At 59.4% G+C, this 21,867-nt stretch carries 19 protein-coding genes, 3 tRNA genes, 1 pseudogene and 1 riboswitch; of the genes and pseudogenes, 11 read left to right on the top strand and 12 right to left on the bottom strand.

Annotated elements, in window-relative coordinates:
• Positions 1 to 444: 444 nt before the first annotated feature.
• The 4 genes from VI26_RS19550 to ribB are packed head-to-tail and all read right to left on the bottom strand — an operon-like array spanning position 445 to position 4,436.
• Positions 445 to 1,794, bottom strand: coding sequence for a sigma 54-interacting transcriptional regulator (locus VI26_RS19550; RefSeq protein WP_048411442.1), 1,350 nt, complete (start codon positions 1,792 to 1,794; stop codon positions 445 to 447).
• Positions 1,791 to 2,318 (bottom strand): hypothetical protein, encoded by a 528-nt coding sequence (locus VI26_RS19555; protein ID WP_048411443.1) that lies wholly within the window; start codon positions 2,316 to 2,318, stop codon positions 1,791 to 1,793. Before VI26_RS19555 ends, VI26_RS19550 begins: the two co-directional genes overlap by 4 nt.
• Positions 2,315 to 3,724: a sensor histidine kinase KdpD gene (locus VI26_RS19560; protein ID WP_048411444.1), complete on the bottom strand. Its 1,410-nt coding sequence runs from the start codon at positions 3,722 to 3,724 to the stop codon at positions 2,315 to 2,317. The genes VI26_RS19555 and VI26_RS19560 overlap by 4 nt, the downstream gene beginning before the upstream one ends.
• Before the next feature lie 52 nt (positions 3,725 to 3,776).
• Positions 3,777 to 4,436 (bottom strand): 3,4-dihydroxy-2-butanone-4-phosphate synthase, encoded by a 660-nt coding sequence (ribB, locus tag VI26_RS19565; protein ID WP_048411445.1) that lies wholly within the window; start codon positions 4,434 to 4,436, stop codon positions 3,777 to 3,779.
• Positions 4,437 to 4,562: 126 nt separating this feature from the next.
• Positions 4,563 to 4,709: riboswitch (FMN riboswitch) on the bottom strand.
• 92 nt (positions 4,710 to 4,801) lie between these two features.
• On the opposite strand from ribB, the gene ruvB reads away from it, so the two are divergent.
• Together ruvB and VI26_RS19575 are read left to right on the top strand one after the other, a co-directional pair.
• Positions 4,802 to 5,836, top strand: a complete 1,035-nt coding sequence (gene ruvB, locus VI26_RS19570; protein ID WP_048411446.1) for a Holliday junction branch migration DNA helicase RuvB — start codon at positions 4,802 to 4,804, stop codon at positions 5,834 to 5,836.
• Between the two features lie 110 nt (positions 5,837 to 5,946).
• Complete coding sequence (locus tag VI26_RS19575) at positions 5,947 to 6,354, top strand: hypothetical protein (RefSeq protein ID WP_048411447.1); 408 nt, start codon at positions 5,947 to 5,949, stop codon at positions 6,352 to 6,354.
• A 38-nt stretch (positions 6,355 to 6,392) separates the two neighbouring features.
• On the opposite strand, the gene VI26_RS19580 is transcribed toward VI26_RS19575, so the two are convergent.
• The 4 genes from VI26_RS19580 to VI26_RS19595 form a co-directional block, all read right to left on the bottom strand.
• The gene (locus tag VI26_RS19580) at positions 6,393 to 7,466 is read right to left on the bottom strand and encodes a PotD/PotF family extracellular solute-binding protein (protein ID WP_048411448.1); all 1,074 of its coding nucleotides are present in this window, start codon (positions 7,464 to 7,466) and stop codon (positions 6,393 to 6,395) included.
• A gap of 101 nt (positions 7,467 to 7,567) precedes the next feature.
• Positions 7,568 to 8,686 carry a glutamate 5-kinase gene (proB, locus tag VI26_RS19585; RefSeq protein WP_048411449.1) on the bottom strand — a complete coding sequence of 373 codons (1,119 nt, stop codon included), beginning with the start codon at positions 8,684 to 8,686 and terminating at the stop codon, positions 7,568 to 7,570.
• A 188-nt stretch (positions 8,687 to 8,874) separates the two neighbouring features.
• Positions 8,875 to 10,374: a hypothetical protein gene (locus VI26_RS19590; protein WP_048411457.1), complete on the bottom strand. Its 1,500-nt coding sequence runs from the start codon at positions 10,372 to 10,374 to the stop codon at positions 8,875 to 8,877.
• 101 nt (positions 10,375 to 10,475) lie between these two features.
• Positions 10,476 to 11,825, bottom strand: a complete 1,350-nt coding sequence (locus VI26_RS19595; RefSeq protein WP_048411450.1) for an adenosylmethionine--8-amino-7-oxononanoate transaminase — start codon at positions 11,823 to 11,825, stop codon at positions 10,476 to 10,478.
• 241 nt (positions 11,826 to 12,066) lie between these two features.
• On the opposite strand from VI26_RS19595, the gene VI26_RS24070 reads away from it, so the two are divergent.
• The 3 genes from VI26_RS24070 (at position 12,067) to VI26_RS19600 (ending at position 16,287) form a co-directional block, all read left to right on the top strand.
• Positions 12,067 to 12,546: a pilin gene (locus VI26_RS24070; RefSeq protein WP_156183972.1), complete on the top strand. Its 480-nt coding sequence runs from the start codon at positions 12,067 to 12,069 to the stop codon at positions 12,544 to 12,546.
• Between the two features lie 59 nt (positions 12,547 to 12,605).
• Positions 12,606 to 14,408 carry a PglL family O-oligosaccharyltransferase gene (locus tag VI26_RS24075; RefSeq protein ID WP_197081543.1) on the top strand — a complete coding sequence of 601 codons (1,803 nt, stop codon included), beginning with the start codon at positions 12,606 to 12,608 and terminating at the stop codon, positions 14,406 to 14,408.
• A 127-nt stretch (positions 14,409 to 14,535) separates the two neighbouring features.
• Positions 14,536 to 16,287 carry a PglL family O-oligosaccharyltransferase gene (locus tag VI26_RS19600; RefSeq protein ID WP_231581061.1) on the top strand — a complete coding sequence of 584 codons (1,752 nt, stop codon included), beginning with the start codon at positions 14,536 to 14,538 and terminating at the stop codon, positions 16,285 to 16,287.
• Positions 16,288 to 16,355: 68 nt separating this feature from the next.
• Here VI26_RS19600 and rpoH read toward each other — a convergent pair whose 3' ends face one another.
• The 4 genes from rpoH to ftsY form a co-directional block, all read right to left on the bottom strand.
• Positions 16,356 to 17,219: an RNA polymerase sigma factor RpoH gene (rpoH, locus tag VI26_RS19605; protein WP_048411452.1), complete on the bottom strand. Its 864-nt coding sequence runs from the start codon at positions 17,217 to 17,219 to the stop codon at positions 16,356 to 16,358.
• A 181-nt stretch (positions 17,220 to 17,400) separates the two neighbouring features.
• Positions 17,401 to 18,309, bottom strand: coding sequence for a permease-like cell division protein FtsX (ftsX, locus tag VI26_RS19610; RefSeq protein WP_048411453.1), 909 nt, complete (start codon positions 18,307 to 18,309; stop codon positions 17,401 to 17,403).
• Positions 18,306 to 18,959 carry a cell division ATP-binding protein FtsE gene (gene ftsE, locus VI26_RS19615; protein ID WP_048411454.1) on the bottom strand — a complete coding sequence of 218 codons (654 nt, stop codon included), beginning with the start codon at positions 18,957 to 18,959 and terminating at the stop codon, positions 18,306 to 18,308. The genes ftsX and ftsE overlap by 4 nt, the downstream gene beginning before the upstream one ends.
• A gap of 61 nt (positions 18,960 to 19,020) precedes the next feature.
• Positions 19,021 to 20,169: a signal recognition particle-docking protein FtsY gene (gene ftsY / locus VI26_RS19620; RefSeq protein ID WP_048411455.1), complete on the bottom strand. Its 1,149-nt coding sequence runs from the start codon at positions 20,167 to 20,169 to the stop codon at positions 19,021 to 19,023.
• 233 nt (positions 20,170 to 20,402) lie between these two features.
• Between ftsY and rsmD the strand changes: the two genes are divergently transcribed.
• The 6 genes and pseudogenes from rsmD to VI26_RS24080 all read left to right on the top strand — a co-directional run.
• Entirely contained in the window at positions 20,403 to 20,960 is a 558-nt protein-coding gene (rsmD, locus tag VI26_RS19625) for a 16S rRNA (guanine(966)-N(2))-methyltransferase RsmD (RefSeq protein ID WP_048411458.1), read from the top strand.
• 103 nt (positions 20,961 to 21,063) lie between these two features.
• Positions 21,064 to 21,315: a YfhL family 4Fe-4S dicluster ferredoxin gene (locus tag VI26_RS19630; RefSeq protein ID WP_048411456.1), complete on the top strand. Its 252-nt coding sequence runs from the start codon at positions 21,064 to 21,066 to the stop codon at positions 21,313 to 21,315.
• A gap of 137 nt (positions 21,316 to 21,452) precedes the next feature.
• Positions 21,453 to 21,537, top strand: a tRNA-Tyr gene (locus VI26_RS19635).
• Positions 21,538 to 21,590: 53 nt separating this feature from the next.
• Positions 21,591 to 21,664: transfer RNA gene (locus VI26_RS19640), tRNA-Gly, on the top strand.
• Between the two features lie 22 nt (positions 21,665 to 21,686).
• Positions 21,687 to 21,761 (top strand) — tRNA-Thr (locus VI26_RS19645).
• A 40-nt stretch (positions 21,762 to 21,801) separates the two neighbouring features.
• Positions 21,802 to 21,867 (top strand): annotated as a pseudogene (locus VI26_RS24080) (elongation factor Tu); the annotation flags it as partial.

The raw sequence follows: 21,867 nt of genomic DNA on the forward strand, positions 1-21,867 counted from the left end.
GGCCGGAGCGCTGGCATCGCCCTTGGCGGCGGTGGCGCGTTGAGCTTGGTCATTGACCGGAGCGCTGGCGTCTTGAGCTGCCCAGCTAGTGCCGGCCAGCAAGGAACTCATCAGGGCAAGGGCAAGAGTGGTTTTTTTCATGGGATCAGCCTTTCGATAAAGTGAGGTACAGCGTTTGCGCCTGAACTTCTTGAGGCGCCGCGAACTTTGCACCTCCCCTAGTGCAAAAGGCGTGCCAGTTCTTTTTTGTCTTTGTTTTTAAAGGGTTTTTATTTGTTCTGACGGCGGGAGGCGAGGCTGGGGCAGGCTGATTTGTCGCCAGGTGGCGACAGCATTGAAGGCGTGAAAGGCAAGATGTTGTTTTTGCAGGGATTTTTTTTGTCGCTGCCAGGCGACAGTCGACGGCGCCGCCTGACCCAGCGGTGAGCGGCGCCTGCCTGGTGCTTATTCCTGCTTGAAGGTGGCCGGTGTCAGTTCGTGCTTTTGCAGCAGGCGGTAAAACTCGGTGCGGTTGCGATCGGCCAAGCGCGCGGCATCGCTGACATTGCCGCCGGTCAGGCGCAGCAGGCGCTCCAGATAATCGCGCTCGAACTGGCGTTTGGCTTCCGCCAGCGTCGGAATCGCGCTGGCCTCGCCGGCAACTGCTTTCTGCACCTGGGCCAGCGTCACCAGCGAGCCGGTGGTCAGTACGCAGCATTGTTCGACCACATTGGCTAATTGCCGGATATTGCCTGGCCAGGAGGCGGCGCTCAGGTATTCCAGCGCATCGGCGGCAAAGCCGCTGACGGCTTTCTGGTAACGGGTGGCGATCTTTTCCAGGAAATGCGCGGCCAGCAATGGAATGTCTTCGCGCCGCTCGGCCAGCGGCGGCAAGCGCAGCGACACCACGTTCAGGCGATAGAACAGATCCTCGCGGAAGCTGCCTTCCTGAATCAGCGTTTCCAGTTCGCGATGCGTGGCCGATACCAGACGGATATCCACCGGGGTTGCCCGCGCCGCGCCCACCGGGCGCACTTCGCGCTCCTGCAGCACACGCAGCAGTTTCACCTGCAGCGGCGCCGGCATGTCGCCGATCTCGTCCAGGAACAGGGTGCCGCCGTCGGCTTGTTGCACCAGGCCGGTCTGGCGGGCGCTGGCGCCGGTGAAGGAGCCTTTTTCATGGCCGAACAACTCGCTTTCCAGCAGATTGTCCGGAATCGCGCCACAGTTGACCGCGATGAAGGCTTGGCCGGCGCGCGGGCTGGCCAGATGGATGGCCTTGGCCAGCACTTCCTTGCCGGTACCGCTCTCGCCGCGCAGCAGCACGCTGGCGCCGGTGGAGGCTACCATGCGCGCCTCGGCCAGTAGTTCCTCCATCACCGGGCTGCGGCTGACCAGGCCGGAGCGCCAGCCGGCGGCCGCCTGATCGACCGCGCGGCCGGGGCTCGCCAGCGATAGCCCCTGGGCAACCTTGTCCAGCAACGCCTTGCCGTCGAAGGGTTTGACCAGATAGCCGAACACGCCGCGGCTGACCGCGTCTACCGCGTCCGGCACGGTGCCGTGGGCGGTCAGCAGGATGACCGGCATGGCCGGATAACGTTGGCGTACTTGTTCGAATAGCTCCAGACCATCGATGCCGGGCAGTCGCCAATCGGTCAGCAGCAAGTCGGCGCGGCGCGCGGCCAGCGCGTTCAGCGCCGCCTCGGCGCTGCCCAATGCTTCCACTTCGTAGCCGGCGGCGCCGAGGCGCAAGCCGACCAGGCGCAGCAAATCCGGGTCGTCGTCGACCAGGATGATGCGGGCGGGCGTGCTCATGGCTGTGCTCCCTTGGTCTTGCTGGGTTTCAATTGCAGATCGCGCTCCACTTCGCGCAATGCGTTCAGCTTGGCGTTCAGATCATCGTAGCGTTTCTGCAAGTCGCGGTTTTGCGCCTGCTGTCGCTCCAGCGCCTCGGTCAGCTTGCGGCGTTCCTGCAATTGTTGCAGCACTGAGCGCGCTAGGCTGAGGCTGGCGGGGTCCAATTGCTCGGGTTTGCTTAGCAAGCTTTCGAACTGGATTTGCAGCCGTTGCGCATCAGCGCGGTTTTCCGGGGCTTGGAGCTGTTGCAACAGCCCCAGCAAGCGACTGCTGCCGCAGCTTTCCCGGCCCGCGAGGGCCAAGGCCTGGACATCGCGGGTCTGACCTTGCAGCAACAAGATCTGGTTGGCATCCGGGCAGCGGATGATGGGCGCCGCCGGCGCGGTGGCGCGCGGGCGTGGCTGGGCGCAGGCGCCCAGGCTCAACAGACAGCAAAGCCAGAATAGCCGGCGCGGCCAGGCGTCAATGAAGGGGAACGTCATGATAAATTCTCCGGTTCCGGCCAGCTCAGGCGGAAGCAGGCACCGGCGGTCTGGCGCTGTTCCAGCGTCAGTTCGCCGCGCATCAATTGGGCGAAGCCGAGCGCCATCGCCAGGCCCAAGCCGGTGCCGGGCTGTTCGCCCAGCGGTGGTGGGCCACTCCAGAATGGCTCGAAAATCCGCTCGCGTTGCGCCGTCGGCACGCCGGGACCCTGGTCGCAGACTTCCAGCCAGACACCGCCGGTGTCGCGGCCATGGCGGATGGACAAGGCGCTGCCGGCGGGGCTGTGGCGGATGGCGTTGATCAATAGATTGTCGAGAATGGTTTCCACCTTGGAGCGGTCGCCGCGAACCCGGGACGCCGCGCCGGCGACATCGACGCCCAGACGCTTGGCTTGCAGCAGCGGGCGGCTGGCCTGCAGCCGGTCCGCTATCAGCGCCGGCAGATCGAAGACTTCGACGGTCAAGATATCGGACAGCCATTGGCCGGCATCATAGCGCAATAAGGCCTCGACGCGCAGACGTAGGGTTTGCGCGTTGTTCTGCAGAATGAGCACGATTTCCTGCTGCTGTGGGGACAAGCGGCCCAGCACTTCTTCCCGCAACAGCGCGGCGGCTTCGTGAATGGCGGCCAGCGGGGTCTTCAATTCATGGGAAACCTGACGGAAGAAACGGCCTTTCTGTTCTTCCAGCGCCGCCAGCCGCCGATCCAGCTGAGCGAGCTCCAGCGCCAGGCGCTGCAGGTCGGCGGGGCCAGATTGCCGCCAGTCCTGCAGGCGAGCGCCATCGCTCATGCGCGCAATCTTGGCTTGCAGCTTGCGCAGCGGCCAGCTGATCAGCAGCGTCATCGCCAGCGCCAACAGCAGGGCGGAGACCAGCGACAGCCAGGCCAGCCGATCGGCGGTGCGGCGCATCTCGGTGATCGAGGACTGCCATTCGCGCTGGCTCTGGTCCAATTGTTGGTTGATCTGCAGGCTTTGCGCGCTCAGGTGCTGATCCAGTTGCCGGAACAGGCGGTCCCGTTGTGAGCCGGCGCGCGCAGGCAGCGCCTGTAACTGTGGTTGTATCGATAGGATCGATTCGGCGCTGCGCGTCAGCGCCGGATTGCCGCTACGCAGCAGCTTCTGTTGGGACAGCGCGATTTCCTGCCAGGCGCCGACGGCGGCATTGGCCAGCGCGCGGTCTTTCAGAATCTGGGCCTGGCGCGTGGCGCGTTCAAACTGCGCGGATTGCTCGCGAGACACGCGGTTGGCGTCCTGCCAGTCCTTGGCCTGCTCCTGGTGCGAGCGCAGCGTGGTGGCGGCCTGCCCCAGTTCATTGCGCAGTTGGATCAGCACCGCGGAGGGCACGACGGCGACGATCAGAAAGCTGCTTAGCAGCAGACTGCGGAAGGAGAGAAAGCGAAGCATGGTCGGATCAGCGGCAGAGCCGCGGGCAGTTGCCCGCGGCTGGAGGCAAAGATCAAGCAGACAGCGGCGCGGCGGCTAAGTTCTGGCCGGCGATCCAGGCGGCCAATTCAGCCACGCTCAAAATGGGCAGCGCATGCCGCTGCGCATAGTCCTGGATTTGCGCGCCGCGCATCATGCTGCCGTCCGGATTCATCAACTCGCACAGCACGCCGGCGGGCTGGAAGCCGGCCAATCGCGCCAGTTCCACCGCGGCCTCGGTGTGGCCGCGCCGGCTCAATACGCCGCCGGTGGCGGCGACCAGCGGAAAGACGTGGCCGGGACTGACCACGTCGTCGGCCTGCGCCTGTGGATGGACGGCGGCTTGTATGGTGCGCAGCCGGTCGGCGGCGGATACGCCGGTGCTGACGCCCTGAGCGGCTTCTATGCTGACGGTGAAAGCGGTGCCGTAGCGGCTGCCGTTGCGCTGCGTCATCGGCGGCAATTGCAGCCGGGCGGCATGCTCGGCGGTCAGGCACAGGCAGACGATGCCGCTGCAATCGCGGATCAGGCGTGCCATTTCGGCTTCGCTCAGCACGTCGGCGGCCAGGATCAGGTCGGCTTCGTTTTCGCGATCGTCATCGTCGGGAACGATGACCGGCAGGCCGAGCCGCAAGGCGCTCAGCGCCGCCTCGATGCGTTGGGACAAGGTGTCGGGGGATAAGGCGATACTCATGGAAACGGTCCTCTGATAGTTTGAGAAACAGGTTCCAGGGCGTGAAAAGGGCCGGCGCAAGCCTGCCCGCGCGCCAAGCGCGCAGCGACCACGCCGCGGGCGGCGACTGAGCGCGGCACGCGGCCTTGTCGTCTTCTCTCATCCGGACTATTACCGTCGGCTCTGGCCTGTCACCAGATCTGCTGACCCTCCGCCGGGAGGCGGAAGCGCTCGCGGGCTCGATCTTGCGATCATACCGCCGGTGGGGAGTTGCACCCCGCCCTGAAGACGTTGCGTTGGTCCGCCAGGATTGGGCGGACCAGCGGCGATTATAGCGCCGCGGTGGTAAGATTGGGCATTCGTTTTTTTGGCCGGCGGCTGACACCATGATTGAAACCGACAACTTGTACGGCGGCGCGCCCGAGCCGCGCGTCGTTACCCAGCAAAGCCTGTCCAGCCAGGAAGAGGCGCTGGAACGCGCATTGCGCCCCAAGCAGCTGGACGAATATGTTGGCCAGAAAAAGGCGCGCGAGCAGCTGGAAATCTTCATCGAGGCGGCCAAGCGCCGCAAGGAAGCGCTGGACCATGTCTTGCTGTTCGGGCCGCCCGGCCTGGGCAAGACCACGCTGGCGCACATCGTTGCCCGCGAAATGGGCGTCAATCTGCGGCAGACTTCGGGGCCGGTGCTGGAGCGCGCGGGGGACCTGGCCGCCTTGCTGACCAATCTGGAGCCGCATGACGTGCTGTTCATCGACGAGATCCACCGGCTGAGCCCGGTGGTGGAGGAAATCCTCTATCCGGCGTTGGAGGATTACCAGATCGACATCATGATAGGCGAGGGGCCGGCGGCGCGTTCGGTGAAGATTGATCTGCCGCCGTTCACCCTGGTCGGTGCCACCACCCGCGCCGGCATGTTGACCAATCCGCTGCGCGACCGCTTCGGCATCGTCGCGCGCTTGGAGTTCTACACCGCGGAAGAACTGACCCGCATCGTCAGCCGCTCCGCCGGCTTGCTGAACGTCAAGCTGGCGGACGACGGCGCGTTCGAAGTAGCGCGCCGCAGCCGCGGCACGCCGCGCATCGCCAACCGGCTGCTGCGCCGGGTGCGCGATTACGCCGAAGTGAAGGCCGACGGCACGGTCAGCGCCGAGGTGGCGGACGCCGCGCTGGCGATGCTGGATGTGGACCCGGCCGGTCTGGACATCATGGACCGCAAGCTGCTGCAGGCGATTCTGGAGAAGTTCTCCGGCGGACCTGTGGGTCTGGACAATGTGGCGGCGGCGATAGGCGAGTCCACGGATACCATCGAGGATGTGATCGAGCCTTTCCTGATCCAGCAAGGCTATTTGCAGCGCACTCCGCGCGGTCGGATGGCGACAGCGCTGGCCTATCAGCATTTCGGCTTGCCGCTCAAGGATTGAGGCGGTGTCGCTTGCGCGCAGCAGCACGGCAATCCCTTGATCGCCGCCGCCGCCGCTCAGGCGTACAATCCCGGCTTTGACACGGCATTCTGCTGCGGCGGGGGACGATTATGTTTTACGCTCTGTTTGGCCTGACCCTGGCGGTGGCGATTGCCACTTCGGTACTCACCGCGCGTTTTTTCGATCCGGCGGTCAACAAGATTCTGGCGCGCATCCTGGGACGGGATCTGACCGACGCCTGGCGCAAATACATTTTCTTCGCCATCGTGGTCACCGGGGTGTCCGGCGGGGTGCGGCAATGGTCGCTGGAGAAATACCTGCCGCCAGCCGCGGGCAAGGGCAGCACCGCGCTGGACCTGACCGGTGAACGCTGGCTGCTGGAATTATTCAATACCTTCATCGACACGCTGCGCTCCATCGCCTGGGTGATGCTGTTGTTCTTCCTGTGCGCGATGTTGGCCCATGTGATCATGAAGGCGGTGGAAATGCGCAAGGGCGAGCACCCGCCCGGTGAATGAAAAAAATCCCGGTCTCAGGACCGGGATTTTTGCATCGATCAACGACCGATCTTGATTTGCGACCATAAGCGGTTCAATTCGCGTCGGGACTTCACATCCAGGTCCTTCAAGGCCACGTACTTGCCCTTGGCCGGGTCCAGCATGATCACCGGGTTGGCCTTGATCTGCGGCTTGAAGAACGCTTCCGCGGCCTTGACCGGGTTGGTGGCGCCGATCTGGTTGGAGATCTCGGCGGCGTTCTTGCCGTCCAGCATGAAGTTGATGAAGCGGTGCGCCAGGTCCGGCCGCGGCGCATCCTTCAGCACCACCATATTGTCCACCGCCAGGATATTGCCTTCTTTCTGCGGCTGGTAAGCCAGCTTGAATGGACGTTTGGCGTGCTGCGCATCTTGCTGCGCCTGGAACAGATCGTTGGAATAGCCGTGGGCCACCCAGATATTGCCGACGGTCAGTTCCTTGATATAACTCTGGTTATTGAAGGCGGCCCAATAGGGCTTGGCCTTGCGGATCACTTCAGCGGCGGCTTTCCAGTCGGCGGGGGAAGTGGAGTTGGCGTCCTTGCCCAGATAGAGCAGGGCGGCGGACATCAGTTCGCGCTGCGAATCCAGCACGGTGACCCTGCCTTTGATCTTGGCCAGCACCGCGGGGTCGAACAGCAGCGCCCAACTATTGGCCTGGGCCAGCACGCCGGCTTTTTGCAGCTGGGTCTCGTTGTAACCCAATAAGGTCAGCGATACCACGGTGGGCGCCGCCACCTTGTTGCCGGCGTCGAATGGCGCGTTCAGCGCCAGGTAGCCTGTATTGAGGTTTTTCCAATTGGGCAGTTGCGCCTTGTTCAACGGCTGGGTCTTGCCCTGCTTGATCAAGGTGCTGACCGCGAAGGCGGTGGGAAACACCATGTCGTAGCCTTTGGCGCCGGCGGCCAGCTTGGCCAGCATTTCCTCGTTGTCACCGTAGTAGTCCTGTACCAGCCGGCATTTGCACGATTGTTCGAAACGCTTGGCGGTATCCGCGGACAGGGCGTTGTTCCAGTTGTAGATATGGAGTACGTCCTCGGCCATTGCCGAGCCCCAAGTCAGAGCCAGAAGCGCCGAAAGGGCCAGCTTTTTCATACGCGTGAATCCTCTAGAAAGCAGGTGATTAAGTAGAACGGCAAGCCTGGACCGGCTTGCCGCCTGGGGTGCGGCCACGCGCGCGACGGGCCGGCAGGGTGTTACAAGGCGACCATATTGTCGCGATGGATCAGCTCCGGCTCTATCATGTAGCCGAGCGCGGCCTCGATTTCCCGCGTCGGCTTCTGCATGATGGTGCGCGCCTCGCTGGAGCTGTAGTTGACCAGGCCGCGGGCGACTTCCGCGCCGTTCTGATCGACGCAGGCGACTGCTTCGCCGCGCAGGAAATCGCCCTCCACCGCGCAAACGCCGATAGGCAGCAGGCTGGTGCCGCGTTCGCGCACCGCTTGCGCGGCGCCGGCATCCAGCACCAGGCGGCCGGACAGCTTCAGGTGATCGGCCAGCCATTGCTTGCGTGCCGCCATGCGGCTGGTGGGCGGCAGCAACTGGGTGCCTATGCCCTCGCCGTCGGCCAGGCGCGACAGCACTTGATGCTCGCGGCCGCAGGCGATGACCGTGGCCGCGCCACTGCGCGCCGCGCGCTTGGCGGCGAGTATCTTGGTGATCATGCCGCCGGTGCCGACGCTGGAGCCGGCGCCGCCGGCCATCTCTTCCAGCCGGGCTTCGCCGGCAACGGCCTCGTGAATGAATTCCGCGTCCGGGTGTTTGCGCGGGTCGGCGCGGTACAGGCCTTGCTGATCGGTGAGAATGATCAGCGCGTCGGCCTCGATCAGATTGGTTACCAGCGCGCCCAAGGTATCGTTGTCCCCAAAGCGGATTTCATCGGTGACTACGGTGTCGTTCTCGTTGATGATGGGCACCGTGTTCAGGTTCAACAGGCTGGTCAGCGTGGAGCGGGCATTCAGGTAGCGCGTGCGATCGGCAAGGTCTTCATGCGTCAGCAGAATCTGCGCGGTTTGTAGGCCGAAACCGCGGAAGGCGGTTTCATAAGCCTGGCACAAACCCATTTGCCCGACCGCCGCCGCAGCCTGCAATTCGTGCACGCCCTTGGGGCGCACGGTCCAGCCTAGGCGCTGGCAGCCTTCGGCAATCGCGCCGCTGGAAACCAGCACCACCTGTTTGCCGCGTCGCTTCAGTTCGGCAATTTCCGCGGCCCAGCGATTGAGCGCCGCCATATCCAGGCCCTTGCCATCATTGGTGACGAGACTGGAGCCAACCTTGACCACAATCCGGTTGGCGGCGTGAATAACCGAGCGCATCCAAAACTCCATGAATCAAACAATAGATGCCGGGGAGTTTACCCGAAAAAAACGCAGCCGCGCCGCTGGCGCCGGGCTGGTCGCGGGTTTGCCGCCCGCTTGAGCGCGTAGCTCATTGATTCAATACGGTTTGGCGCTGTATCTTGGGCGAGCGGAAGGGGCGTGTCGAGTTAAAAGCTTGATCTGAATCAGAAATGGTTGCTATTGCGATATTCCATGATCTGGAACAGCGGCGTTTGCAGATGCAGTCGCGACACGCGTATCAGCGTTTCCTGTTCGCCGTCGCGCAAATGGAATTCGCGCAGCTGGCTGTACGGACGTCCAGCCATTAGCAGCAACTTGGGTGTGCCCGGCCGCTCTTCCAGCCGCAATGCGAACTGGAAGCTGTCACCAGCGTGGGTGATGCTGGGCATGGCCAGCACCGCGTGTGGCGGGGGAGCGATGAATTCCACGCCGCATTCGATTTCCCGGCCATCCGCGCGCAGCGAGATCCAGCGGACGATGGCCAGGCGGGCGTTCTCCGGTTGACCGGGCGGGGTGGTCAGCAGCAATTCGCCGGCGCGCAGCGATTGTTCACGCGGCAAGCCATGCAGCAGCAGGCCGTTGTCGTTTTGATTGGCAATGGCCAGCAGGCAAGGCGGCGGTGGCGCGCGCAGGCGGCCGGCGCTTTCTTCCTCCATGCCCGGCAATTGCCAGCTCAGATCATTGCAATGGAACCAGACGCCGGGCACCGAGGCGATGATTTCGACGATGGCTTGGGTTTTCAGGCGCGGATGCCGGCGTCGCTTGGGCTGGTGCCACTCTTCCACCAGCATAGACAAAAGCTGCAATTCGTCGGTCATCAGGCCTTGCTGGCGATTGTTCTGTGCCTTTTGCAAGGCTTCTCGGCTTTTTTCCAGGATATCGCGCAGCGGCTCAAGATCGAATAGAAAGCAGTTGGGGCCGAGCTTGTTCGCCGAAATCGGCAGAAAGCGCGGCGGCGAGTCGATCTGCTGGTCCACCAGATAGCCATGGACAGCCTGGGACAAGGCTTCGACCGGTATCAAGCGGGACTTGGGCGCCAGGTCGAAGATCAATTGCCGCGACAGCGCTTGTTCGGTGGGCGCCAGCCGGTTGCTGGACGTCAGGCCCATCAGCAATAGCTGCAGATAGATGGTCTGGATGGTGTCGTCATTGGCCAGACCCTTATCCAGCCAGCCACGGCCGCGGGCGAAGGCGTGCAGTTGATGACAGTCGTACCAGAACTCTGGTGGAGTTGGGCAATAACATTGCTGGCTGATGCTGAGCAACTGGCGCGCGGCCATCATGGTATAGGCCATTAGCTCGATCTTGGGCTGCTCTCTATCCAGCAGGCTGCGTTTGTTCAGCCGATCGTGCAGGATTTGCTTGAAGGTGATGAAGATCAGCGCAAACAACTCAACGCTCAGCAGGGCAAGCTGGCGCACCTTCTGATTGCCCAGGCTGTCATGTTGGCGGATCTCGTTTTCCAGCAAGGGGTAGTAGCGATCCAGCGCCTTCAAGTACAGCTTCAGCAATTTGTGGCGCAAATGGCTGTCCAGCGCAATCCGGGACAGGTTTTGCAAGGACTGGCTCAACAAACGCCCGCATTCAGGCAAGTCGGTGAATGGCAACCGATCCAGCCATGCCGCCACGCTATCCGGTTGAGTGTCTATCAGCAGAGGATCCATGTTTTGTTGTGGCAGGCTGAGTGAGCGCATGCAAGTGGATTCATGATGTAAATCTTGCCAAATCCCATGCTATTTGCACTCCACCGTCATGGCAAGGCGGATCAAGGCAAAGCGATGCCGTGACCGTCCGGGCTGTTGGATGCATGCGCCAGTTCATCCAGCGCGGCTGTGGTCGCGGCGATCAAGAACGCCATGTCCTCATCGCTGATCGTATAGGGTGGCATGAAGTAAATGGTGTTGCCTATCGGGCGCAACAGGCAGCCGCGATGCAGCATGGCGGCGAAGCAAGCCTGGGCGAAGTCGGCGCGGCAGGTGGCGACTTCAAAGGCCCAGATCATGCCGGTGCGACGGAAATCGCGCACATCCGGGCGAGCTTGAAGGCCTTTCATCATCGCGTCGAAACGCGCCGCCTTGGCCGCGTTCTGTGTGAGCACATCTTCTTCAGCGAAGATATCCAGTACCGCCAGCGCCGCGGCGCAAGCCAAGGCATTGCCGGTGTAGCTGTGCGAGTGCAGGAAGCCGCGGCTGACGTCATCGTGATAGAAGGCCTGGTAAATCGGGCTGCTGGTCAACACGCAGGAAAGAGGCAGGAAACCGCCGGTGATGCCCTTGGACAGACAGAGGAAGTCCGGGGTGATTCCGGCTTGCTGGCAGGCGAACAGGCTGCCGGTGCGGCCGAAGCCGACGGCGATCTCATCGGCAATCAGGTGTACCTGGAATTGATCGCAGAGCCGGCGCAACTCGCTGAGGTAGAGCGGATCGTACATCGCCATTCCCGCCGCGCCTTGCACCAGCGGCTCCACGATGACGGCGGCGACTTCGCCGGCATGTTCGGTCAATAGCTTTTCCATGCTTTGGATTGCCGCGAGCGCGACATCCGCCGCGCTCTGTCCTGGCAAGGCCCGGCGCGCGTCAGGCGAAGGCGCGCGCAAGCCGGGCTTGAGCAATTCGGCATAGGTATGTGAGAACAGCGGCACATCAGTCACCGCCAAGGCGCCGACGGTCTCGCCGTGATAGCTGTTTTCCAGGCTGATAAAACGCTTCTTGCCCGGAAGCCCTTTGTTGCGCCAGTAGTGAAAGCTCATTTTCAGCGCGATCTCGGTCGCGCTGGCGCCATCCGAACCGTAAAACGCGTGCGCCAGGCCGCTGGCCTCGGCTAGCCGCTCCGACAACTCCACCACTGGGCGATGGGTAAAGCCGGCCAGCATCACGTGTTCGAGAGAGTCCAGCTGATTCTTGATCGCCTGCTTGATGCGCGGATGACCATGGCCGAACAGATTGACCCACCAGGAACTGACTCCATCCAGGTAGCGCTTGCCATCGAAGTCGGTCAGCCATACGCCTTCGGCGCTGGCAATGGGCACGATGGGCAAGGCCTCATGGCGCTTCATCTGGGTGCAAGGGTGCCAGACGGCATTGAAGCTGCGTTGCAGCCAGGTTTGGTTGTTCATCACTAGGTCAATATTTAATTTAATGAACACTATCCTAGCATGGGTGGCAATGCCGTTGAATGATGTGACTAAAAAGGGCACATTCTGGCGTAAATGGAGAGTGGTGCTCCCGATCGTTGGCAAAGGGGATTGTAGATTTGCCTATGGCATGCTTTCTGCTAAATAGCTAGACTATACCTTACAGCAGGCCAGACTTGCTTGAATGGTGTAGACGCTTAACAGATAGCACATGGAGATCACAATGAATAAACAGGCTCAGCAAGGCTTTACGCTGATTGAACTGATGATTGTTGTCGCAATCATTGGTATTTTGGCTGCTATTGCGATACCGGCTTATCAGAACTATACAATCCGTGCACGGGTTACGGAGGGGCTTACTTTAGCTTCGGCGGCAAAACTGGCGGTTGCTGAAAATGCGTCTAATGGCACGTTCTTTAATAGTGGTTATACCGGAATAAGTGGCGCAAAAAGTGTCAATACAATTACTATCGATCAGACTACAGGTCGCATTGATATCACGTATAACACGAATGTAGCTGCTTCCGGTTCTAATACCCTTTCGCTTGTTCCTACTTCCAGTAGTACTGCTTTGGCAGGAACTGCCACAGGTAGCACGGTTCCGAGTTCCCCAATTATTTGGACTTGTTATGCCTCGGGTAAGACAGGTGCACCAGGTGCGGCAACCCTATCTGCTAACTATGCTCCTCCAGAGTGTCGTTAATTCATGATTAATCTCTCGGACAGCTTTGCTGTCCGTTTTTGTTTTATATGGCGCATAGAATGAGGCATAAGTACGCAAACTTGTTTTTAGTGTTGTCAGTAGTTGTGCCATTCTTTAATGCATGGCATTTTTCAGTGTCGCCTGATTGGTTAACTAATGCATTCTGTTTGTTTTTGCTTGGCTTGTTTTTTTTGTTTAATAAATTTGATTTAAAAGAGAGTAGGGTCTCGGTTGCCTTTTTGGTGCTTGGAGCTTTTTCTGTGCTTCTACTGTTTGATACAGATGAGGCTGTGCCGGTATTTCCTGCTTTGTTTTTTGTTTTGGCTTGGCTTTCTTTGATTGTGAGCGGTTATACAGCTGGAACTAGAGGTGAGTTGGTGAGCTGGCTTGCATGGGCTGTGTTTTTGGCATCGCTTCTGCAGGCGATTATTGGCTTTTGCCAAGTGTTGGGGATCGCTTGGTATTTTAAAGGTGTATTTTTATTTGGCTCAGCAGGTCCGCGTGAGGCTATGGGGAACTTTGGGCAAAGAAATTTATTTGCACAGTTCTTATGCTGGGGACTGGTGGCGGCCAGCTATTTACTTGCCACAAAGGTCTTGCGAGCTTGTTTTTTTGTTCCGGCCACAATGTTTTTAGCACTTCTTGTTACATGGAGTGGGGCAAGACTACCACTTATTTATGTTGCCGGATTTATAATTCTAGCGTGCTTCTGGCTAAAGAGAAACAGGGGTGGTAGAGGTGTGGTGCTTATGTGTGGTGGGCTTGCTTTTGTTGTTTTTTTAATATTGGTGCTGCAGGTTTTGAATCATGATATTTTGGAAGTTTTGCAAGACTTTGGGTCGTCTGTTAATGTGAATAGTGGCTTGGATAGGATAAGTGAAGGGGGCACTGGAGCTCGTCGTCGCGTTGAGTGGAGTAAGGCTTGGCAAGTTTTTTTGGAGCACCCTATTTTGGGGGTAGGCCTTGGGGGGTACTCTTGGCATTCCGTATGGCTGGAAACATATGGAGGGTGGCCAAAGGTGCCGGAAAGTTGGTTGTTTGTACATAGCCATAATTTATTATTTCAACTGCTTGCTGAAACTGGCTTTGTGGGGGTATCACTGCTTGGCGGGGGGGTGATATTTTGTTTGACCCCATACTTTTTTAAAGGTGAGCAAAGTGTGCAGAATCTTTTTTTGATCTCACTTGGGGGAGTGCTGTTAACCCACTCTATGTTTGAATACCCATTATGGTATTTGCCATTCCTTTTAATGCTATTGTTGGTCTGTATTCTGAGCCCTGCTGCTGGGGTTAGGATAAAGTTAAGTGTACGATTTGGTAAGTGGGTTTCTGTATTGTTAGGTGTTGCTTGTGTTTTTTATTTTTTAATGAATTTTCAGATTTATTTGAGGTTGGCTAAGATTTATCAACCAGTATTGAGCTATAGTGAAAACATGAAGAGAGAGGTGGAGCTAGCGGGAATGGCGAGTAATTTAATTTGGAGTCAAGAGGTTGATCTGGCTTTGGTGAATTATTTAACTGTAGGATTTCCTTTGTATGTGCAGCGTGATTTTTTAAGTGGGGTTGCAAAGAAAAAACCTTTCCCTTTAGTCTTGGTAAAGTTATCTATTGCCCAGGCACTGAGTGGTGATTCTACTAGTGCGAAGAAAACTATGGCCTTGGCTGTTGCTAATTATCCCGATTTTATTCCGCAGTTTATCAGCGTAGTACGCCCTTATTCACAACCACAGCTTGAGCCTGTGAAGGTGATGTTACAAAAAGCTCTGCAAGCAGGAATTGCAGGAGGCGTGGGGACAGATGCCGGTAGGGTGGCAGTTGTTATGACGGTGGCGAGCCCTGTAACGCGGAAAACTATATTTTGAGGCGATAGCTAACTATTTGTGCTTGGTTAGCTGTATGGTTGCTGTGGTATCAGGTATCCTGCCAACAGACTTGTATTAAGATGCGTAGCACCCAATGACATTTCAGAGTTTTTCTTCACGCATAGCGATGGTTGCCTTGACTTTGGTAGCCATTCTGCCTTTCGCCTCGCGCATCCATTATGTGCCGCTGCCGCAGTGGTTTGGCGAGATCAATGTGGTCTGGCTGCTGTTGGCCGCCGCGGTGTTCCTGCTGCCCAGCGGCGGCTTGTTCCGGCAGCTGCCGCGAGCGGCTTGGTGGTGCTTGGCTTTGGCCGCTATCTGGGTGCTGCAGCCATACTGGCTTGCCCTGTTGTTTCCCGGCATGAACTACGCAGTGGCGCTGGCTTGGCTGGCGGCGGCATTATTGGCCGCGGTCACGGTATCTTTGCGTGAAGAGTTGGGGGAACGGCGGTTCGCGGTGTGGTTGGCTTGGGGCTTGCTCGCTGGCGGACTGGTGCAGGCAGCGATCGGAGTGGCCCAGCTTACCGGTTATGCCGCCGACCTGGGCTTGTTCTACGATGGCGCGCATCCGACGACGAATATTTTCGGCCATATCGGCCAGCGCAATCAGTATGCGCACTATCTGATGTGGTCGGTGGTGGCCGCCGTTTATTTGTACGCGGCGGGCAACTTGCCGCGCTGGGGGCTGGCCATCCTGATTTTCGGCCTGTCCTTGATGTTGGGATGGGCCGGTTCGCGCACCATACTGCTGTATCTGGTGGCGCTGTCCGTCTTGGCAGGGCTGTGGCACTGGCGCATCGGCAGCGCTGAGTCGCGCCGCATGCTGTGGGCGATGTGGCTGTCGTGCTTGTCAGTGCTGGCGATGCAGTTCGCCTTGCCTTGGTTCAATCACCTATTGTCCTGGTTGACGCATGAGAATCTGCAGAACGCGTCTGGCCTGGCCCGCCTGGCGGCCAATGGCGACGATATGGGCTCGCGCCGCTTCGCGGAAATGCATAAGGCGTGGTTGAGCTTCCGGGCGCATCCGGTCACGGGAGTGGGTTGGTCGCAATTCGCCGCTGAGAGCGTGCGCTTGCAACCCCTGCCACAGTTCGCCGCCGCCGGTTTCAATAGCGGCTTGTTCACCAATTCCCATAATCTGATCTTGCAGTTGCTGGCGGAGATGGGCGGCGTGGTGACGGTATTGATCGTCGCTGGTTTCATCTGGGTGTTGTGGCCGTTCTTCAGTCAGCGCGCCAGCCTGGAAGGTGTGCTGGCGCTGGGTTGTCTGGCCGTGACCTTGACGCACAGCATGCTGGAGTATCCGCTGTGGTATTACTATTTCCTGGCAATGCTGGTGGTGTTCGCGGCGATGGCGCCGCGTGGGCAGCGACAGCTGGCCTGGCCTCTGCGGCTGCCGCTGTTCACCGCCTTGATCTGGGTGGGCTGGCTTTCGTTCAGCAGTCTGTCCATGTTCTGGGAGCTGGTGGGTTTATACACGCCGACCAATGACGCCAAGCGCGATGCCGCGCGGATGGAGCGTCTGATCGAGATCGCCGAGACCCAGCCGCTGTTTGCCTACCATGCCTTGTACACGGTGGATGATTACCTGAAAGTAAGTCCGGATCAGCTGGCGCGCAAGCTGGCCTTGGAAAATCGCTTGGCCGCGTTCCGGCCGTATCCCGAGGTGATGTTGAAACGCGCGCAGCTGGAGATTCTGGCGGGCCAGCAGTCGCAGGCGGAGCAGACGCTGCGGATGACTTTGGCGTCATTCCCGACTTACGCTGGGGTGTTCCTGGGGACGTTGGACGATGATAATGCCGACTGGGAACCCTTGCGAGAAGTGGCGCGTGACGCTTATGCCAAGCTGCCGGCCAAATACCAGACCATCACCGAGTAACTTGGCCGCTCGTCCAAAGAAAAAACCACAGGCAAGCCTGTGGTTTTTTTGTGGCTTCGGGGCCGGAATCAGCCGTCGATGACGACGCCCTGGCTCAGCGCGGTTTTCATCTTGCTCAGCGCCTTGGCTTCGATCTGGCGGATGCGCTCGGCGGATACACCGAACTCCGCGGCCAATTCGTGCAGCGTGGAGCCGCTGTCGTCGGCCAGCCAGCGAGCTTCGACAATACGGCGGCTGCGCGGGTCCAGCGTGGCCAGCGCCTGCTGCAGTCCTTCGGTTTGCAGGTGGTCGAAAGCGCGACGCTCCAGTTCTTTGGTCGGCTCATTGTGATGGTCGGCCAGCCAGTCAATCGGCGCGTAGCTGTCATCATCGTTGTCGTCCGCCAGTAGCGCGATATCCTGGCCACTCATGCGGGTTTCCATCTCGCGGACTTCTTCCGGCTTGACGCCAAGATCGTCGGCAATCTGGCGAGCCTCGTTTTCCGACAACGCGGAAAAACTGCTCTTCATGCTGCGTAGATTGAAGAACAGCTTGCGCTGCGGCTTGGTGGTGGCGATGCGCACCAAGCGCCAGTTGCGCAGGATGAACTCGTGAATCTCGGCCTTGATCCAGTGCACGGCGAAGGAGAACAGGCGCACGCCACGATCGGGCTCGAAGCGCTTGACCGCCTTCATCAGGCCGATATTGCCTTCCTGGATCAAGTCGGCTTGCTGCAGGCCGTAGCCGGAGTAGCCGCGGGAAATCGATACCACCACGCGCAGGTGCGAAAGCACCAGCTGGCGCGCGGCTTCCAGGTCATTTTGCTCCTGAAAGCGCGTTGCAAGCTCGTTTTCCTGCTCAGGCGTCAGCATGGGCACGCTGTTAACAGCTTGGATGTATTGCTCCAGGCTGCCGCTGGTGGACGGGACGGGCAAAGCAAATGTTGTGGTCATCTGTATAACTACCTCCTTGGGTAGTGATATGTTAGCACTCGTATATGGAGAGTGCTAGCAATGAAAGGTTCCTGCGTCAATGACTTTTTCTATTGACTCGATAGTAACGCAGTGGCCTTCTAGCGGCGTGAACAGACTGATTAATAGTTGTTGAGCCGCTTACATAGCGGCTCGTCACGGGTTATTTGGGCTCTATCTTGCGCAGGTGATGATCCGAGGCCAAGCGGGCGCCGAGCATGGCCAGCATTGCCGATGCGGCGATGGCGATGGCGAGTTCAACCGGGCTCAAATTGCGTAATTCGACTCGTTCGCCATAAAGCTGTGCAAAGTCGCGAATCGCCGGGTTGGCCACCGTGGTCAGCCAGGTGGTCAGCCCCCAGGCGGCGAGTCCGGCGAGTATGCCCTGCCACATCGCGTGATACATGAAGGGACGGCGGATGAAGCTGTCCGGCGCGCCTATCAGTTTCGACACTTCGATTTCATCCTGGCGCGCCAGGATCTGCATGCGGATCGCGTTGTTGGTGACCAGGACCAGTGCGATGCCGAGCGCGGCGGCGAGGAACCAGGTCAGATGCTTGCCCATTTCCACCATGCCGTACAGGCGCTTGGCCCAGTCCGCGTCAAACTGGGCTTGCTCCACCATGGGCAGGCCGGAAAGCTCTTTTTGCAGCATCTCCAGTTCGCGCGGCTCCAGCGCCTTTGGCGTGACGACGAAGGCGTCGGGCAGGGGGTTGCTGTCCAGGCCATCGGTCAGGCCTGGCAAGCCATTGCGCTTTTCCATATCGGCCAGCGCGCGGCCCTTGCTGACAAAACTGTAGCTCTTGACCTTGGGGTGATGGGTCAAGGTAGAAGTCACCGCGGCCAGATCCGCTTCTTCCGCCGACAACTCCATGAACAAGGTGACTTGAGGCGTGGCGCTCAGCCTCCCCACCCAGTCTTGCACGCTGCTGATGGCAAGGTAGAGAGAGAGTGGCAGGGCGAGCGCCAGCGACAGCATCAGCAGGGTCAGCAGGCTGCCGAATGGTTGGCGCAAAATCTTGAGCAGCGCGAGTTTGGCGCTTTGCCAGTTCAGGTACAGATAGTGTTTCATGCGGCAAATTGTCCTTCCCGCAGCCGGATGATCCGGCGGCCGTAGTCTTCCATCAGGGTTTCGTCGTGAGCGGAGATCAGCACGGTGACGCCGACTTGGTGGAAGGATTTGAACAATTCCATGATGTCCAGCGCATAGGCGCGGTCCAGGTTTGCCGATGGCTCGTCTGCCAGCAGAATGCTGGGGCGATGCACCACGGCGCGGGCGATGCACAGGCGCTGCTGCTCGCCGCCGGACAGGCGGATCGGCATGGTTTTTTCCTTGCTGAGCAGGCCCACCTTATCCAGCGCCGCGCGCACGCGCTTGGCGGCGTCGCGGCGGTCGAAGCCGATGATGTCCAGCGGCAGCATCACATTGTCGAACACGCTGCGGTCGAACAGGATTTTGTGATCCTGGAACACCAGGCCGATATGCTGGCGCACATAGGGAATCTGGCTGGAACGCAGCTTGGACAGGTTCTGGCCGTTGACGATAACGCCGCCGGCGGTGGCCCGCTCAATGCCGGCGACCAGTTTGAGCAAGGTGGACTTGCCCGCGCCGGAGTGGCCGGCGAGAAAGACCATTTCTCCGGTGTCGATGTTGAAGGACAGGTTTTTCAGGGCTTCATTGCCACCGGGGTAGCGCTTGGTGACCTGGTCGAACTGGATCATTTATTCTGTTCCCGCTTTAGCTGGTGACGGCATGTGTGAGAGCGCGCGTAGTGCGGCGCGTTCAGTCGAACAGCGCGTCGATATAATCCTTGGCCTTGAACGGGCGCAGGTCGTCTATGCTTTCGCCGACGCCGACGAAGCGCAAGGGAACCGGGCGCTGCTTGGCGATGGCGGCGATCACGCCGCCCTTGGCGGTGCCGTCCAGCTTGCTCAAGATCAGGCCGGTCAGGCCCAGCGCATCGTCGAAGGCCTTGACCTGATTGATCGCGTTCTGGCCGATATTGGCGTCAAGCACCAGAATGATTTCGTGCGGGGCTTCCGGCAGCGCTTTCTGGATCACCCGCTTCACCTTGCGGATTTCCTCCATCAGGTGCAGTTGGGTGGGCAGGCGGCCAGCGGTGTCGGCCAGTACAATGTCGATGCCGCGGGCAATGGCTGCCTGAATCGCGTCATAGCAGACAGCGGCGGAGTCGCCGCCTTGCTGGGCGATCACGGTGACATTGTTGCGCTCGCCCCAGGCCATCAATTGCTCGCGGGCGGCGGCGCGGAAAGTATCGCCGGCGGCGAGCAGCACGCTCTTGCCCTGGCTCTGGTAGTACTTGGCCAGCTTGCCTATCGATGTGGTCTTGCCGGCGCCGTTGACGCCGGCCATCATGATGACGAAAGGCTTCTTGCCGTTGACGTCCAGGCCTTGCTCGAGCGGGGAGATCAAGTCGCTCAGCGATTCCTTCAGCGCGCCTTTCAGTTCGGCGGAGTCTTTCAGTCCTTTCAGCGAGACGCGTTCGCGCACATCGCCGAGCAGATGGTTGGTCGCGTCCACGCCCATATCGGCGGTGAGCAACACCGTTTCCAACTCCTCATACAAGTCTTCGTCGATCTTGCCGCCGCCAAACAGGCCGGCCAGGGACTTGCCAAGCTTGTCCCTGGTTTTGGACAGGCCGGCTTTCAGCCGCTCGGTCCAGCTCATCTTTTTCAAGGAGGCAGGTTCGGCCTCGGGGGCGCTGGGCTCCGCGGAGATGGCGATAGGGGCTTGCTCGGCGATAGGTTCGGGCGCGACCGGGGCGGGCTCTGGCGCCAAGGGCTCGGCATGTGCTTGCGGCGCCGGGAACTCCATTGCCTCAATCGGGGCGAGCTCCACCGTGCTATCGGTTTGCGCCTCCGTCGGCTGCGTGGGTTCGGATTTGGTTTTTCTTTTGAAGAAGCTAAACATGCGTTAAGGCCGGCTGAATTCGGTAAATGGCTAAATTGTATCCTCAAATGAGATGGCTTACCCAATTGTTGCTGCCAGGTGGCGACGAACGAGAAAATCCGGAATCTATATATAAGGCATAAACTGCCTACTGTGACATCGTGTGCGACAGATGGTGGCGGGTTTGCGCAACAATGAGGCGCGTCGGCGCGTATCGGGGTACACTCAGCCCCTTGTTTTTTGGGCAGGGCATTATGAGTCAGTCGCGTAACACGGTCAGAATCATCGGTGGCGAGTATCGACGCCGTCTGCTGCCATTTCCTGACGCTCAGGGTTTACGGCCAACGCCGGACCGGGTGAGGGAAACGCTGTTCAACTGGTTGGGGCAGCAGCTATACGGCAAATCCTGCCTGGATCTGTTTGCCGGCAGTGGCGCCCTGGGCTTCGAGGCGGCATCGCGCGAAGCGCGTCGGGTGGTGATGGTGGAGAAATCCCGCGTCGTGGCCGAATCCTTGAAAGCCAATCGGCAATTATTGTCCGCGAAGGCGATAGACGTAGCGCCGCAGGAAGCCTTGGCGTATCTGAAAGCTTGCCGCGAGCGTTTCGATGTCGTCTTCGTCGATCCGCCATTCGATTCCGACTTGCTGGAGCAGGTGCTGCCGTTGTTGCCTCCGATGCTGAGCGAGGATGGCTTGGTGTACGTGGAGGCGCGGCGTTGGCCAGAAGCATTGCCGGGCTGGGAGGTGTTGAAACAGGCCAAGGCTGGGCAGGTGCACTACGGCCTGCTGCGCCGGGCGGCGGAACCCAGCTGAGCCAGTATCCGCAGGCGGGCTCATAAATATATAACGGGGCGAGCTTGCGAGCCCGACTGTCGGGTGACAAAATTCATGATGTGGAATACTTGAGGAATTTACTATGTCTTTGATGATTACCGACGAATGCATCAACTGCGACGTCTGTGAGCCGGAGTGCCCGAACAATGCGATCTCGCAGGGCGAAGAGATCTACCAGATCGATCCTAATCTGTGCACTCAGTGCGTGGGTCACTACGATGAGCCGCAATGTCAGCAAGTCTGTCCGGTGGATTGCATCCCGCTGGATCCGGCCCATCCGGAGACGCAGGATCAGCTGCATCAGAAATATTTGAAAATCTCTGGGCAGGCGTAAACGCTAAGTTTATGAATTCATTGAGATCGCCCTGGCCAAGCCGGGGCGTTTTCGTTTTTTGCGTAAAATAATTAGAAAAAAGCGCAAAAAGCTGTTGACGGTGTTCGGGGCTATCTATATTATTCGGGTCTCTTTCAGGAGGGATTCCCGAGCGGTCAAAGGGATCAGACTGTAAATCTGACGGCTCTGCCTTCGAAGGTTCGAATCCTTCTCCCTCCACCAGAATTTGACGTCTTGGCGTGTGCGACGAAAGTTGCTGTAGGTTGTTGTTGCAGGCGGGTGTAGCTCAATGGTAGAGCAGAAGCCTTCCAAGCTTACGACGAGGGTTCGATTCCCTTCACCCGCTCCAAGCGTATAGCCTGTTTTTAAGGGCCCATGTAGCTCAGGGGTAGAGCACTCCCTTGGTAAGGGAGAGGTCGGCAGTTCAATTCTGCCCATGGGCACCACCATTTACTTTGTGTTGTTTCGTATTCAGGAAATTTTGCCATGGCTAAGGAAAAGTTCGAGCGGACTAAACCGCACGTAAACGTCGGCACCATCGGTCACGTGGAC

Origin of the sequence: Chromobacterium sp. LK1 (genome assembly GCF_001043555.1) — a bacterium.
GTDB classification, from domain to species: Bacteria; Pseudomonadota; Gammaproteobacteria; order Burkholderiales; family Chromobacteriaceae; genus Chromobacterium; species Chromobacterium aquaticum.